This is a genomic window from Novosphingobium rosa NBRC 15208 (genome assembly GCF_001598555.1).
Taxonomy (GTDB): domain Bacteria; phylum Pseudomonadota; class Alphaproteobacteria; order Sphingomonadales; family Sphingomonadaceae; genus Novosphingobium; species Novosphingobium rosa.
In genome coordinates this window covers 89,223-104,725 of sequence record NZ_BCZE01000001.1, presented here as the reverse complement: position 1 = coordinate 104,725, position 15,503 = coordinate 89,223, and the positions used below count along the sequence as shown (strand labels likewise).

Sequence of the window (15,503 nt, the reverse complement as noted above, 5' to 3'; positions counted from 1 at the left end):
TTTCAGCGGGTGCCGCCCGGCGGGGCGAGCTTGGTGGCCGAGGATACCGGGCGGCCAAAGACCGGGAGACCGGAAGCGTCGAAGGTGAAGCGCTGCATGCGGGGCGAACGCGCCGCGGTGCATTTCATCCCCGCCGCCGGATTGGCGTGATAGACGATCCAGTTCTCCTTCCCGTCGGGCGAGGTGAAGAAGCCATTATGCCCCGGCGCATAGACGCTGTTGCCAGCATCCTTGTGGAACACCGCATGCGGCGACTTCCGCCACGCCTGGGGGTCGAGCGGATCGCTGCCCGGCGCGGCATGCAGCATGCCCAGCGCATAATCGTCAGACCAGCAGGCGCTGGCCGAATAGGTCAGGAACAGGTCGCCCCCGGGCCCTTGCAGGAATTCCGGCCCTTCCAGAATCTGCCGCCCGCCTTGCTTTTCGAAAGGCTGATCGGGGCGGGCGATGATCACCTCGGGCGAGCCCAGTGTCCATGGATTTTCCATGGGGGCAATGGCCAGATCGCTCTCGGGCCCGACATAGGGGGAATAGACGAAGTACAGCTTCCCGCCATGCTGAAAGACGGTGCCGTCGATGCCGTGATGCCGGGTTTTCAGCTGGCCGCGATCGGTCCACTGGCCCCTGGTCGGGTCGGGCCCGTCGTTTTCCAGCACGAAGATGCCGCGATGATCGTCATCGTCATGGCCATCCTGAGCGGCGGTGTAATAGATGAACCAGCGCCCATCGATGCGATGCAGCTCCGGCGCCCAGACCGAGATGGCGTTGGGGCCATGCGCGGGCGGCGTCCAGACCGTGACCGGCGTGGCGGCATGCAGCTCGCCGGGATTGCGCGTCTTGCGGATGACGAGGCGGTTGCCTTCGGTGCTCATGAAGTAGAAATCCTGCCCCTCCCGCGCAATCCACGGATCGGGGCCGGAAGGGAGCAGCGGATTGGTGAAAGGCGCTGGCGCTGCGACGGCAGGCGCCGCCAGCGAGAGGGCCAGCGTGGCCATGAAGGTGCGAAACGGGGGGCGTATCATCATTTCTCTCCGATGGTGCCGCGCGCCGCGCGAACGGCGCAGGTGGTGCCTTCAGCCAAAGTGCCCGCCAGCATCACGATCGTCGGGTCTTTGGCATTGTCCGAGGCCAGCAGGGGGGAGCTGTAGCCGGGGCAGGCGGGGGCCTTGGGAGCATAGCTGCCGGTTGGGGCCACCAGCAGCGGGGCGGGGATCTGCTTCCAGGGGCCCGCGCCAAGCTGGGTGTTGATCATCAGCACGCGGCCGGATTCCGGCTCCACGGTGACATGGCCCTCGGGCCCCGACACCACCCGCTGGCCCACGGCGACAAGCGTACCGTTGCGCCCGCCGTAGGGCGTCCAGGCGATGGTCGGCGTGTGGAGCAGGCGATGGCCGTCCGCGCTGGCGATCTGCGTGCCGAGGCTGGCAATCGGCGTCCAGTCCTGCCCGTCGGGCGAGGTTTTCAGATACACCGAGCAGACATGATCGGCATCGGCCCCGGCCTGACAGTTCTCGAAGCTCATGGCATGACGGCCATCGGGCAGACGCAGCACGGTGGGCATGCCGGGCCGGGCCAGGCCGTCGCGGATACCGACATCGAAGATTTCCGGACCCCATGTCGCGCCGCCATCGGTGCTGCGCACATGGGCGATCACCTGCGCCAGACCATCGGCGGAGGGGCGTTCATCGGAGAAGAAGCAGTTGAGGCTGTGATCCGCAGTGATGGCGAAGAAGGGCTCCCAGATGCCGTGGCCTTCGTTGTTGACCTGCAGGGCTTCGGAAGCGCAGCTGCTGCGATAGGTCCAGTTGACGCCGCCGTCACGGCTGATGAAGACCTCCATCGCCTGTTGGCGGAAATCCGGGCGGTTCCACGCCGTGCCTGCCGCCAGAAGGGTGCCTGCGGGCAGGTCGCCCTGCGCCTCGGGCAGTTCGAAGAGGGCGGGGGCCTCGATGTCCCAGCCATGCACGGCGTCGCGCACCACGCCGATGGGCTGGGAGGACCAGCTCTTGCCATTGTCGGTCGAGCGGTAGATCGGCAGGCTGCCCTTTTCTCCCTTGCGCCCGGCATGGGCGAAGGTGGCCAGCAGCGTGCCATTGGCGGCGCCCGCGTGGGCAAGGCGGATCACCCTTGGATAGCCGCCGGTTTCCTCCGGATTGGCGGTGTGATCCGGCTGGAACAGGATCGGCCCTTCAGGCGGTGAAGGAGGAGCGGCATGCGCCACCCCTCCCGGCATCATCATCGCGAAGGCGGCCAGCGCCCCATATTTTGCGTGGACACGCATCAGAACTTCATCCGCGCGCCGACCGAGAAGGTGCGGTCTTCCAAACGAACATTCTGAGGCAGCAGCGGTGTGCCCAGATATTCATAGGCCCTGGCCTTGGTCAGGTTGGTGGCGTCGACAGTCAGCGTCAGATACTTCTTGACGTCATAGGAGACCGAGAGGTCCAGATGGCTTTGCGCCTTGATGACGTTGTAGGCGGGCAGCTGCACGCCGCCGGGGTTGAAGGAGTCGATGAACTTGCCGCGATAGTTGTAGGCAAGCCGGGCCGACACGCCATACTTCTCATACATTAGCACGGCGTTGCCATTGTGCTTGGACACATTGCCCAGCGGCGTGGTCACCGCCGCGCCGCCGAAGACCAGCGGCGCCTGCGTGCTGCCGGTGATATAGGTGTAGTTCATCTGCAGACCCAGACCGCTGAGCGCGCCGGGCAGGAAGTCATAGAACTGCTGATAGCCCACTTCCACGCCCTGCAGTGTGCCATTGCCCGCGCTCTGGGGCTGGCTGACCGTGTAATTCACGCCGCCGATCACCTCGGGGATGCCATAGGTCTGGATATAGCCGTCGATCTTGCGGTGGAAATAGGCCGCAGTGAGCGAACCGGAGCGGGTGAAATACCATTCCAGCGTGGCGTCGATGTTGTCTGACTTGATTTCCTTCAGCTGGGAATTGCCGGTCGAGCCGATGCCAAGCCGGTTCTGTGTTGGCGGATTGAGCGTCAGGGACGGGTTGAGGCTGCCGAAATCGGGGCGGCTGGCCGTCTTGGCGTAGGAGAAGCGCGCCTGCAGCTTGTCGGTGAGATGCGCGCGCAGGCTGGCGTTGGGCAGAAAGTCCGTATCGGTGGTGCGGGCCGAGACCGGGGTCACGATCTTCGGATTGGCAGGATCCGTGGTGAAGGTGACGGTGAAGGCGTTGATCGAGCGGTTGTTCTGCACGATGCGGATACCGGCCTGCCCGTCGATGGCGAGGCCGCCAAGGTCAAAGCCATAGCTGCCCTGCGCATAACCGGCGAAACTGTTTTCCACGGCGCGGTAATAGCGCGTGGGATCCTGATCCGGATCGCCGGTCGACAAGCCATAGGCGGCCCTGATCTTGGCCTGATTGTTGAAGAGATAGTTGATATCGGGCGTAACGGCGGGGCTGATCCCGGCAAAGCCCAGCTGGTTGGGCAGCACTTCAAAGAAGTTCTGACCGAAAACGCTGGTTGCCGACACCAGCGGCGCGCCGCCCTGCGAATAGGGTGTGGAAATCTGCGTCTCGCCCGTGGCTCCGGCATTGCGGTTGACGTAGCGGAAACCGGCGGCGATCTTCTTCAGGAAGCCGTGGTCGAAGTCATAATTGACGTCCGTGCGCCAGGCGATGGAATTGCCGTAATTGGTGTCTCCGGTCTGGAACAGGCCCTGCAGCTGGAAGAGGTTGGGGTTCATCTTGTCATTGCCGCGCAGGTTCCAGTTGATATGGCCCCCGGTGTTGCTGACCAGATCGAAGGTCTGATTGGGCAGGGAGGTATCGATGATGAAGATGTTTTCGGCGAAAGATGAGTCCGTATAGGCCAGATCGGTCGTGAATTTCAGATTGCCGCTGGTGATCTTCGCGCCGGTGGCGATCTGCGCATCATGCGAACGCTGGTTGAAGGCCTGCGTGCTGGTGGCGACATAGGGGTTGGTGAAGGTGCCCGAAGCCAGTTCGCAGGCCTGATGCGGCGCGGGGGTGGCGATCGTTTCGCAACCACCAGCCTGCGAGGGCGAGTAGAGCTGCAAATTGCTGACCGACGAGGCGCCACCCGGAATGCCGAAGTAATAGTCGATCTCGCGCTGTTCCTTGTAATGCGCGTACATGCCATCGACATAGATTTCGACATTGGGCGACGGCTTCCACTGAATGGCGAAATTCGCCTGCGGCCTTTCGCGATGGCCGCGCGTGTAGAAGGCGCCGACAGCGTTGGAGACCAGAAAGTCATTGCCGCTGGTGAAGGCTTCATAACGCGGATCGGAGAAGCTGGCGGGCTGGTTGTAATATTGCTTGCGGTAGGAAACATCGACCAGCACGCCGATCTCGCCAATGTCCGTATCCCACCGGTTGCTGACCAGCAGGCCCAGGATCGGGTTCACCCGCTTGGCATATTCGCTGTATTCGCCGCGCGCCGTCAGGCCCAGAGAAAACCCTTTGAAATCGAAGGGCTTGTGCAGGTTGATGTTGACCAGGCCGGCGATGCCGCCCTCGATCAGATCGGCGCTGCTGGTCTTGTAGACATTGAGTTCCGACACGGCTTCGGCGGGCAGATCCTGAAAGGCAAAGCCGCGCCCGGAACCGGTGAAGATCTCGCGTCCGTTGAGCGAGGTGACGACATTGGGCAGGCCGCGGATCACCACGCGGTTGGTTTCGCCAGAATCGCGGAATACCTGCACGCCGGTGATGCGCTGCAGCGAGTCCGACACGGCATTGTCAGGAAACTTGCCGATGTCCTGAGCCACGATCGAGTCGATGACCTGCGGGGCGAGGCGCTTGATGTTCTGCGCCGAGGCCAGAGCCGCACGCTGGCCGGTCACCACGATTTCGGCGGCGCCCGGTTCTGCGGCGGTGGAGGGGGCCGGGACTTCCGGCGTTGCGGGTTGGGCGGTATTCTGGGCCCGTGCCAGACCCGGCGATGCCAGGGCCAGCACCGTCGTGGATGCCGCCAGCAGGAATTCACGCTTCAAGATCACACGCCTTCTCCTCTGTTTTTGTTGTTTTTAGCCGATGCTGTTTTAGCTGATGATTGAACGCAGGCAGCGTCGATGCCACGCCTGCAGTCATGCGCAGGTGTGCTGAGAATAGAAATCAATCTATTGTTTATTAATGCTTTTGTTGAACCTCTGCACCTTCGGGCGGCTTGCGCCGCCTTAATCTCGCCATTGCATTTATCTTATATAATGGGCATATCACGGAATGCAGTTGGCGCAAGATATTTGTAGGATAAAAAGGCGCGCTGCGGACAAAATTTGTTCTTGTGGTTTTTGAGTGTCACCTTTCCGGCGACTGATGGTTTAAATCGCGCCCGGCCATGGGCTATAATGGGTTGCATTCATCATATAATGGGCCGATGGCTCAGAATGTGGATATTGGCGGGGTGATTGTGGAACAATCTCATTTGGGCAAAAATCTGACATATAGCATGCTCGATGCGCTGGGGCGGGCGATTGTCACCGGTGAGTTCGCCGGCAAGAGCTTCCCCACCGAAGCCGAATTGGCCCAGACCTATGCTGTCAGCCGCTCGGTCACGCGTGAGGCGGTCAAGATGCTGACCACCAAGGGCCTGCTCAGCGCCCGCCCCCGGCAAGGCACGATCATCCAGCCGGAGGCCGGATGGAACCTGTTTGATCCCGATGTTCTGCGCTGGCTGCTGGAGCGCAAATTTTCGATCAATCTCCTGCGCCATTTCAACGAATTGCGCGTCTCGATCGAGCCTGCCGCCGCCGAACTGGCCGCGCGTAAAGCCACCCCCGAAGGTCTCGCCATGATCGAGGCCGGTTATCAGCGCATGGTCGCCGCCGAAGCCGGGCAGGACGATCCGCTCGATGCCGATATCGCCTTCCATGTCGCGGTGCTGTGCGCGGCGGGCAATCCGTTCTACGCCCAGTTCCGCGATGTGGTGGAAACCGCGCTGCGCACCTCGATCCGCTTCACCAACCGCTTCAAGGGCCGGACCGCCAGCCTGCCCGCCCATCGCGCGGTGAAACTCGCCATCGAGGCGCGGGACAGCGCGGGCGCTTATACGGCCATGAGCATGATCCTGCGCGAAGTGATGCTGCTGATCGCCGATGCCGAACGGCAGGAAGGCTGAAGGAGGCCCCACCATCCTCACGGTGGGGCCTCCCGCAACGCTTATTCCGCCGTCATTTTCGTGATCAGATCGACTTCGGCCTGGCGGTAGGGTGTGCCATCGGTGTGCAGCACATCGTGGAACCACAGCGTCGGCGCCTGCAGCACATAGGGGCGCTGCCAGCTGTCCCACGGCAGGCGGGTCTGCTCCTTGCCGTCGACGAAGCCCCAGTTGATCATGCCGATCTTGTGCTTCTTGCCCAGCGGCAGCGACCCATCGAAGGTCGAACCCGCGCCGCGCGCCATATATTCGGTGCAGATGATCGGGCGGCCATATGCCTCCAGCTTGGTCATCCGCAGTTCCATGGTTTCAGGCCAGCTGTAATCGTGGAAGGTGATGACGTCGGATTCACCCAGCTGAACGTCCTCGATCGGGCGATGCTTGTCGCCAGGAGCCCAATCGGTGCCCTGCCACACGCCGCTGGTCAGCGGCTGGGTCGGATTGGCCGAACGCGCCCATTGGAACACGCTGGGCAGCAGTTGGGTCACCAGTTGGGCCTTGTTGGCGGGCTGGCCGGCATATTGATCGGCGCCATTGTCGGGCTCGTTCCACACGTCCCAGCCCAGAATGCGATCATCCTTGGCGAAGGCGCCGACCACGCCCTTCACATAGGCCTCAAGCCGCGGATATTGCTTGGGGTCCTGCAGGGCGGCAGTGCCGGGCGACTGCACCCAGCCCGAATTGTGGACGCCCGGGATTGGCGGATGCTGCGGGCCCAGCTTGGGATCGGGATCCCAGCAGCTGTCGAACAGCACGAACAGGGGCTTGATGCCATGCTTGTGAGCGATGGTCAGGAAGGTGTCGATGCGCTTGGCGAAACCCTTGGGGTCTTTTTCCCATAGCTGGTCATGCAGGAAGACACGCATGGTGTTCATGCCCATCTTCTGCGCCCAGCCCAGCTCCAGATCGATGCGTGCCGGATCGAAGGTCTCGGGCTGCCACATTTCGAACTGGTTGATGGCGTTGGCGGGCAGGTAATTGGCGCCCACCAGCCAGCGCTGCGGGCCATACCAGGCCTTGGCCTGCTCGGGCGTCCAGCGGTCGCGGGCGGCGGCGGGCGTGGCAAAGGCCACCGTGCCCGCAAGCACGGCGAGGATCAGCTTCTTCATTGCATCACTCCGTGATTGTTATTGGGTATCAGCGCTTTGCCGTGAAACGGCCTCAGCGCTTTGTCGAAAAGCGACAGATGATGTGATTGGCATAGGTCTGGCCCGGATCGAGCCGCACCGAGCCGAAGTCCGGGCGGTTGGGCGTATCGGGAAACATCTGCGGTTCCAGCACGATGGCATCGCCCTCGCGGTAGATGTGCCCCGCCTTGCCGGTGATCGTGCCGTCGAGGAAATTGCCCGAATAGAACTGGATGCCCGGCTGATCGGCCAGCACCTCCATCACCCGGCCAGAGAGCGGATCTTCCACCCGGGCCATGGTCTGCATGGCGGTGGGCTTGGTGCGGCTGACCACCCAATTGTGATCGTAACCGCGCCCGAAACGGATCTGTTCGTCGCGCCCGTCGCGCACGCGCAGGCCGATGGCGGTGGGGGTGCGGAAATCGAAGACCGTTCCTGCCACCGGGCGGAACTCGCCGGAGGGGATGGCGGTGGCGTCGGTGGGGGAATAGGTGGTGGCCGGGATCATCATCATATGCCCCATCGCGCCCGCCACCGAACCCTCGCCGTTGAGGTTCCAATAGGTGTGGTTGGAGAGGTTGACCACCGTCGGCGCATCGGTTGTGGCGCCGTAATCGACCGCGAAATTTCCCTTGTCGTCAAGGCTGTAGGTGGTTGTGGCGGTCAGCGTGCCGGGATAGCCCTGATCGCCGTTGGGGCTGACATAGCGCAGGGTGACGCTGGGTTTGGCGCCGCCCTTGGCGGAAACCACCGACCATACGACCTTGTCAAAACCCTTGGTGCCGCCATGCAGTGCATTGGGCCCGTCATTGACTGGGGTCTGATACTGCTTGCCATCGAGCGTGAACTGACCCTTGGCGATGCGGTTGGCGACGCGGCCCACCGTGGCGCCGAAATAGTTGGGCTTGGCGATGTAGCCGGCCAGATCGTCATAACCCAGTACCACATCGGCCTTTTTACCGTTCCGGTCGGGCACGATCAGGGCTTGCACACTGGCGCCCAGAGTCAGGATCGTGGCGGTGATGCCCTTGCCATTGTCGAGGGTGATAGCCTCCACCGCGCTGCCATCGGGCATGGTGCCGAAGGGCTTGCGCTGCACCTCGCCGGCCTGCGCTGTGCCCGCCAGAACGACGGCCAGAGCAAGGCCCGACCCGATTGTCTTACGCATAATGGCTTTCCTCTTCCTCTGCGGCGCTGGCCCTTGTCACTCTGGGGGCCGTTCGATGTAATATTGTACGATAAATAGAAGTTTCGCTGCAGATGCAACCGGGGAATGCTTTGGAGGCGCCCGCAATCGATCTCACCATGTGGGGAAAGTGCGATTGCGGGCGGCTTTCATGCTGCTTAAAATTCGAAAGATGCCACGCGCTGCTGTGCCCCAAGCATAAAGGCATCGGCCACCAGCGTGAGCGGCGCCAGATCGACATCGACCGCAGAGTCGCGCACCAGTTCGGCGAAGCGCGCGTAGAGGCGTGGGTATTCCTCATCGGGATGGTCGGGCTGAGCTGTTCCATCGATCAGCATTTTGCTGCCGCCATCGCGGATGAGCAGGTTTCCGTCAGTGGTCTCGATGGCGATTTCCCACGTCTGCGGGCCGGTCTGCAGAAAGTCGAATGCGGCAGTGACCGGCGCGCCGCAGGCATGGCGCATGGTCAGGCTGGCGGCGATGGGAGCCTCGCGATTCTCCGGAATGTCGAGCGCCGCGCCTTCCACGGCCACCGCGCCGGGCATGATCCGTGTCAGGATTGACAGGGCATTGATTCCCGGATCGAAAACACCGAAGCCTCCGGCAGCGAAAATCCATTCCTGCCCGGGATGCCAGCGACGCACATCCTCACGCCAGGCGATTCGGACGCTCTTTAACGTGCGCCCGGAGAGCCAGTCGCGCGCGGCATCGACATGCCCGGCCTCACGCGAATGCCATGTGGCGAACAGCGCGCGCTGTGCTTTTTCGGCATCGGCCACCAGCACTTGCGCCTGAGACAGCGCCACGGCAGGGGGTTTTTCCAGCATCACATGCAGGCCTGCCTCCAGCGCCTGGCGGGCGATCTGGGTGCGCACTTCGGGTGGCGTGCAAAGGCTGACCGCCTGCACATCCAGCCCCGCCGCCAGCAGCGAGGGCAGATCGGGAAAGCCGGGAACGCCCTCCACGCGGCTGGAAGGGCTGACGGTGGCGACAAGCTCGAAAGCCGGATTGGCGGCGATGGCGGGGATATGCTGATCGCGGGCGATCTTGCCGATTCCCACGAGTGCCAGCCGGATTGGTGCGTTGTTCACGTGACGTTCCTCTTCCATGTCCGTTTTATATGATATATGCGCTCTATCAGGTCAATGAGCTTGGTGAGCCGCCTCACTGCGTCAAGCAGGGTAGCGCATCGGCGACAAAGCGGATCGAGGATGATTGTGACGGACACGAAGGCCCCTAAAGAATTGCGTTCACGCGCCTGGTTCAACAATCCGGATTCGCCCGACATGACGGCGCTCTATCTGGAGCGTTACCTTAATTATGGCCTCTCCATCGAGGAACTGCAGTCCGACCGTCCGATCATCGGCATCGCCCAGACCGGCAGCGACCTGTCCCCCTGCAACCGCCACCACCTCGTGCTTGCCGACCGCGTGAAGGACGGCATCCGCGAGGCGGGCGGCATTCCCATCGAATTTCCGATCCACCCGATCCAGGAAACCGGCAAGCGCCCGACCGCAGGCATCGACCGCAATCTGGCCTATCTGAGCCTGAGCGAGGTGCTGTTCGGCTATCCCATCGATGGCGTGGTGCTGACCATCGGCTGCGACAAGACCACGCCTGCCTGCCTCATGGCGGCGGCCACGGTCAATCTGCCCGCGATTGCGCTGTCGGTGGGGCCGATGCTCAATGGTTGGCATCAGGGCAAGCGCACCGGCAGCGGCACCATCGTGTGGCAGGCCCGCCAGATGCTGGCCGCCGGAGAGATCGACTATAAGGGCTTTATCGAGCTGGTGGCCTCTTCCGCGCCCTCGACCGGTTTCTGCAACACGATGGGCACGGCCACCACGATGAACAGCCTGACCGAGGCTTTGGGCATGAGCCTGCCCGGATCGGCGGCGATCCCCGCGCCGCATCGTGACCGCCAAGAATGCGCCTATCACACCGGCAAGCAGATCGTCGAAATGGTCCGCGCCGACCGCAAGCCCAGCGATGTGCTGACGCGCGAGGCTTTTCTCAACGCCATACGCGTCAATTCGGCCATCGGTGGCAGCACCAATGCGCCGATCCATCTCAACGCCATCGCGCGCCATATCGGCGTGGAGCTGTCGCTCTCCGATTGGGAAGAGCATGGCGCCGATGTGCCGCTGCTGGTCAATCTGCAACCGGCGGGCGAGTATCTGGGTGAGGATTACTTCCGCGCCGGTGGCGTCCCCGCCGTGATGGGTGAACTGCAGCGCGCCGGTCTTTTGTATGACAACGCGCTGACGGTGAACGGTCGTAGCGTGGCGGAGAACGTCGGCGCGGCGCGCATCAAGGATGAGGATGTGATCCGCCCGCTGGATCGTCCCTTGAAGGCTGCAGCCGGGCTGACCGTGCTGTCGGGCAATCTCTTCGACGCGGCGGTGATGAAGACCAGCGTGATCGGCGAAGATTTCCGCAAGCGTTACCTCTCCAACCCCGACGATCCCGAAGCCTTCGAGGGCAAGGTCGTGGTTTTCGAGGGCCCCGAGGATTACCACCATCGCATCGACGATCCCGCGCTGGAGATCGATGCCAACACCATTCTGGTGATCCGCGGCGCCGGGCCCATCGGCTATCCGGGCGGTGCCGAGGTGGTCAACATGCGGCCCCCCGCCGCGCTGATCCGCGCCGGGGTGGATGCCTTGCCCTGCATTGGTGACGGGCGCCAGTCGGGCACCAGCGGGAGCCCCTCGATCCTCAACGCCAGCCCCGAGGCGGCGGTGGGTGGCGGTCTGGCGTTGCTGCGTACGGGTGATCGCGTCCGCATCAGCCTGAAGGACCGCAGCGCCAATCTGCTGGTCAGCGATGCCGAAATGGCCGAGCGCCGCGCCGCTCTGGTCGATGCGCCTTACGCCTTCCCCGAAAGCCAGACGCCGTGGCAGGACATCCACCGCCGCGAGACGGGCCAGTTCGCCACGGGCGCGGTGCTGGAAAGCGCGGTCAAATATCAGCGCGTGGCCCAGGTCCACGGCGTGCCGCGCGACAGCCACTGAGATGCAGCCGACATCAGCAAAACTGCGCATCGTCGAGCGCCCTCGCCGGGACAGTCTCGGCGAGGGGCCGGTGTGGTGCCCTCAGGAAAACGCGCTCTACTGGGTCGATATCATCGGGCAGAAGGTCAATCGCCTTGGGCTGGATGATGAGGCGGTGGCCGATTGGGACTGCCCCGAGATGATCGGCTGGCTGCTGCCCCGCGCGCAAGGCGGCTTTATCGCCGGGCTCAAGAGTGGCTTTCACACGCTGACCCTCGAACCCTTCGCGCTGGAGCGTATCCATGCGCCCGAGCCCGATCTGCCGGGCAACCGTATGAACGATGCCTGTGTCGATGCGCGCGGGCGCATCTGGGCGGGCACGATGCAGATGGACGGACAGGGGGCTGGTGGCCACCTTTACCGGCTCAACGATGATCTGTCGGTCAAGCGCGTCGATGAAGGCTATCATATCGCCAATGGCCCCACGATCAGCGGCGATGGCGCCACGCTCTATCACACGGACAGCCTGCTGGGCCTTGTCTATCGTTTCGCCATCGGCCCTGATGGCGAACTCGGCCCGCGTGAGACCTTCCTGCAGTTCCCCGAAGAATGGGGATCGCCGGATGGCATGTGCTGCGACAGCGCGGGCGGCATCTGGATCGCGCATTGGGGTGCGGGCTGCGTCAGCCGCTTCCTGCCCGATGGCACGCGCGAACGCTTTATCGAGCTGCCGGCCAGCCAGATCACCAAATGCGTCTTTGCGGGCGACAAGCTGGACCGCATGTTCGTGACCAGCGCCGCCGATGGCGTGGATGAAGACAACGCCGGCTGCCTGTTCGAGGTGGAGACTGGCTTTACCGGCCTGCCGCCTCACAATTTCGCGGGCTGAACACACGATATTTCGCGCGAGAGGCACGGCACGCGCCGGTGCCCCGCGCCGATCGAAGGGAGAAGGGGATGCAACTCTCAAGCCTGGATCTGGCGATGGTGGGGGCCTATGCCGTCTTCATCTTCGCGCTGGCTCAATTCGTGTCGCGGCGCAAGGCCGGGCACGAAACCGACACCACCGACTATTTCCTCGCCAGCAAGGCGCTGCCATGGTGGGCCATCGGAGCCTCGCTGATCGCAGCCAACATTTCGGCCGAGCAGATCGTGGGCATGGCCGGATCGGGCTATGCCATCGGTCTGGCCATCGCCAGCTATGAATGGATGGCGGCGGCGACCCTGCTGATCGTGGCTAAATTCTTCCTGCCGATCTTCCTCAAGCATGACATCACCACCATGCCCCAGTTTCTGGAGCAGCGCTTCGGGCCCCGCCTGCGCGCGGTGATGGCGGTGTTCTGGCTGGTGCTGTATGTCTTTGTGAACCTCACCTCGATCATCTGGCTGGGCTCGATTGCCGTGGTGCAGGTGGCGGGCGTCAATCAGGATCTGGCGCTGGCCGGGCTGGGGATTTTCGCGCTGCTCTATCAGATCCGTGGCGGTCTCAAGGCCGTGGCGCTGACCGACATCGTGCAGGTCGCGCTGCTGGTGACGGGTGGCCTGATCATCGCCTGGCTGACGCTGGGCAAGATCGGCGGCGGCGATGTGTTCCATGGCTGGCACACGCTGGTCACCAAGGTGCCCGATCATTTCCATATGATCCTGAAATCCGGCGATCCGCATTACAAGGATCTGCCGGGCCTCTCGGTGATCATCGGCGGCATGTGGATTGCCAACATCGCCTATTGGGGCTGCAACCAGTACATCATCCAGCGCGGTCTGGCGGCGAAAAGCCTGCAGGAAGCGCAGCGCGGCATGGTGCTCGCCGGTTTCCTCAAGCTGATCATGCCGGTCATCATCGTGCTGCCGGGCATCGCCGCCGTGCTGCTGGCGCCCGATTTGGGCAAGCCCGATCTGGCCTATCCCACCATGATGCGCATGCTGCCGCCCGGCCTGCTGGGTCTGGTCTTTGCCGCGCTGGTGGCGGCCATCGTCGCCTCCACGGCCAGCAAGATCAACTCGATCGCCACCATCTTCACGCTGGATGTCTATGCCAAATGGTTCGCCCATGGGCATAAGAGCGAGACGCATCTGGTGCGCGTGGGCCGCATTGCGGCCAGCGTTTCCATCGTGATCGCGATCCTGACGGCGCGCCCGCTGCTGGGCAGTCTGGATCAGGCCTTCCAGTATATTCAGGAGTTCTCCGGCTTCGTCACGCCGGGCATCACAGTGATCTTCCTGCTCGGCCTGTTCTGGCCGCGCGCCACCGAGAATGGCGCGCTGATGGGCGCCATCGCCTCGGTGATCCTGAGCATCTTTTTCCGCTTCAGCGGGATCGAGGCGCTGAGCGCAATTCCCTTCATGAACCGCATGCTGATCATCTTCGCGCTGTCGCTGGTGCTGGCGGTGGTGGTGTCACTGGCGCGTCCGGCGGCGGCGGGCTCGAACCGCATCCGGCTGGATACGGTCGATTTCCGCACGACGAAGGGCTTCAATCTGGCGGCGGTGCTGATCCTTGCCGTTCTGGCGATCCTGTATGGAGTGTGGTGGTAAATGGCGCAGGGAGCCTTTCTGGGTGTCGATTGGGGCACCACCAATCGGCGGGTCTATCGTTTCGCCGCCGATGGCGCGATTGAGGCCAGCGAGCGGGACGACAAGGGCCTGCTTTCCGTAGCGCCGGGCACCTTCCCCGCCGAGGCCGCCGCGATCCGCGCGCAATTCGGCGATCTGCCGATGCTCTGCGCGGGGATGGTCGGTTCGGCCAAGGGGTGGGTCAATGTGCCTTATGTTGCCTGCCCGGCAGGAACCGAGGCGCTGGCCGAAGGACTGCATTGGGTCGAGCCGGAGCGCACCGCTATCGTGCCGGGCCTGTCCATTGCCGAGCGCCAGAGCGGCGATGTGATGCGCGGCGAGGAGGTGCAACTGCTGGGCGCGGTGGCGGCCGGTCTGGCGCCTGCCGATGGCCTGCTGTGCCAGCCGGGCACCCATTGCAAATGGGCGCGGATGCGTGGGCAGAGCGTTGCCCATTTCTCCACCAGCATGACGGGCGAAATGTTCGCCTTGCTCAAAGCCCATAGCCTGATCGGCGGCTTCCTTTCGGGCGAGGTCTCCGATGGCCCGGCCTTTCGCAGCGGCGTGGTCGATGGTTTGGACAGCCGCTTGCTGCGCCATCTTTTTGGCGTGCGCGCGGCGGCTCTGCTGGGGCTGCGCGCCGAGGAAGACTGCGCCGCCTATACCAGCGGGCTTTTGATCGGCAGCGACATCGCCAGCCGGGCGCTGGCCAAGGGCGAGGAGGTCTATGTGCTGGCCGATCCCTATCTGGGCGGGCTTTATGCCGCCGCCATCGAGGAAGCGGGCGCGCGCGCCATCGCGGTCGACAGCCATGCCAGCTTCGCCGCCGGAATTTTGCAGATCTGGAAGGAATGCGCATGACGATCACCGCTGATTTCACCGAAGCCATGAGCCGTTGCCCGCTGGTGGCGATCCTGCGCGGCGTGCGCCCTGACGAGATCATCGACATCGCCGACGGTCTGGTCGAAGCCGGTTTCACCATGATCGAGGTGCCGCTCAATTCGCCCGAGCCGCTGGATTCGATTGGCCTGATCGCCAGGCGCTATGACCGCCATGTGCTGATCGGCGCAGGCACCATGCTGAGCGTGGACGACGTGACCAACGTGGCCGAGCGCGGCGGGCGGCTGATGGTTTCGCCCAACAGCAATCCTGTGGTGATCGGCGCGGCGGTGGCGGCGGGCATGGCGGCTTTGCCGGGCTATTTCACGCCGACCGAGGCCTTTGCGGCGCTGGAAGCGGGTGCTCACGGGCTGAAGCTGTTCCCTGCCGAGGGCGCCAGCCCTGCGGTGCTGAAAGCCCAGCGCGCCGTGCTGCCCAAGAGCGTGCCGGTGCTGGCTGTGGGTGGCGTCAGCGTCGGGAACCTTGGCGAGTGGCTGGCGGCGGGGGCTGCCGGGGCCGGGCTGGGCGGTTCGCTCTACAAGCCCGGTGATTCGGCGGCCGTGATCAAGGCGCGGGCTGAGGCCTTTGTCGCGGCGGTGCGCGCGGCTTGATGCAGGCATGG

General features: G+C 63.7%; 12 protein-coding genes. 6 read left to right on the top strand and 6 right to left on the bottom strand.

Going from position 1 to position 15,503, the window contains the following annotated elements:
- Positions 1–2: 2 nt before the first annotated feature.
- Genes SR3_RS00425 through SR3_RS00415 form a run of 3 tightly spaced genes read right to left on the bottom strand, consistent with a single transcriptional unit; the run spans position 3 to position 4,986 of the window.
- Positions 3–1,025, bottom strand: a complete 1,023-nt coding sequence (locus tag SR3_RS00425) for a glycoside hydrolase family 43 protein (protein WP_068079512.1) — start codon at positions 1,023–1,025, stop codon at positions 3–5.
- Positions 1,022–2,281, bottom strand: coding sequence for a sialidase family protein (locus SR3_RS00420; protein ID WP_068079510.1), 1,260 nt, complete (start codon positions 2,279–2,281; stop codon positions 1,022–1,024). The genes SR3_RS00425 and SR3_RS00420 overlap by 4 nt, the downstream gene beginning before the upstream one ends.
- Positions 2,281–4,986, bottom strand: a complete 2,706-nt coding sequence (locus SR3_RS00415) for a TonB-dependent receptor (RefSeq protein WP_068079508.1) — start codon at positions 4,984–4,986, stop codon at positions 2,281–2,283. Before SR3_RS00415 ends, SR3_RS00420 begins: the two co-directional genes overlap by 1 nt.
- A 449-nt stretch (positions 4,987–5,435) precedes the next feature.
- On the opposite strand from SR3_RS00415, the gene SR3_RS00410 reads away from it, so the two are divergent.
- A complete protein-coding gene (locus SR3_RS00410; RefSeq protein WP_307557557.1) occupies positions 5,436–6,104 on the top strand; it encodes a FadR/GntR family transcriptional regulator in 669 nt (222 codons plus the stop codon).
- A 41-nt stretch (positions 6,105–6,145) separates the two neighbouring features.
- Here SR3_RS00410 and SR3_RS00405 read toward each other — a convergent pair whose 3' ends face one another.
- The 3 genes from SR3_RS00405 to SR3_RS00395 form a co-directional block, all read right to left on the bottom strand.
- Entirely contained in the window at positions 6,146–7,252 is a 1,107-nt protein-coding gene (locus tag SR3_RS00405; RefSeq protein ID WP_068079505.1) for a cellulase family glycosylhydrolase, read from the bottom strand.
- A gap of 52 nt (positions 7,253–7,304) precedes the next feature.
- Positions 7,305–8,438 carry an aldose epimerase family protein gene (locus SR3_RS00400; RefSeq protein ID WP_068079504.1) on the bottom strand — a complete coding sequence of 378 codons (1,134 nt, stop codon included), beginning with the start codon at positions 8,436–8,438 and terminating at the stop codon, positions 7,305–7,307.
- A 176-nt stretch (positions 8,439–8,614) separates the two neighbouring features.
- Positions 8,615–9,547 (bottom strand): Gfo/Idh/MocA family protein, encoded by a 933-nt coding sequence (locus tag SR3_RS00395; protein WP_245653661.1) that lies wholly within the window; start codon positions 9,545–9,547, stop codon positions 8,615–8,617.
- A 120-nt stretch (positions 9,548–9,667) separates the two neighbouring features.
- On the opposite strand from SR3_RS00395, the gene SR3_RS00390 reads away from it, so the two are divergent.
- The 5 genes from SR3_RS00390 (at position 9,668) to SR3_RS00370 (ending at position 15,492) form a co-directional block, all read left to right on the top strand.
- Positions 9,668–11,470: an IlvD/Edd family dehydratase gene (locus SR3_RS00390; RefSeq protein ID WP_068079495.1), complete on the top strand. Its 1,803-nt coding sequence runs from the start codon at positions 9,668–9,670 to the stop codon at positions 11,468–11,470.
- A 1-nt stretch (position 11,471) separates the two neighbouring features.
- The gene (locus SR3_RS00385) at positions 11,472–12,338 is read left to right on the top strand and encodes an SMP-30/gluconolactonase/LRE family protein (protein ID WP_068079494.1); all 867 of its coding nucleotides are present in this window, start codon (positions 11,472–11,474) and stop codon (positions 12,336–12,338) included.
- Between the two features lie 68 nt (positions 12,339–12,406).
- Positions 12,407–13,984, top strand: a complete 1,578-nt coding sequence (locus tag SR3_RS00380) for a sodium/sugar symporter (protein WP_068079492.1) — start codon at positions 12,407–12,409, stop codon at positions 13,982–13,984.
- Positions 13,985–14,863: a 2-dehydro-3-deoxygalactonokinase gene (locus SR3_RS00375; RefSeq protein ID WP_068079490.1), complete on the top strand. Its 879-nt coding sequence runs from the start codon at positions 13,985–13,987 to the stop codon at positions 14,861–14,863.
- A complete protein-coding gene (locus SR3_RS00370; protein ID WP_068079488.1) occupies positions 14,860–15,492 on the top strand; it encodes a 2-dehydro-3-deoxy-6-phosphogalactonate aldolase in 633 nt (210 codons plus the stop codon). Before SR3_RS00375 ends, SR3_RS00370 begins: the two co-directional genes overlap by 4 nt.
- The last annotated feature ends 11 nt before the right edge of the window (positions 15,493–15,503 follow it).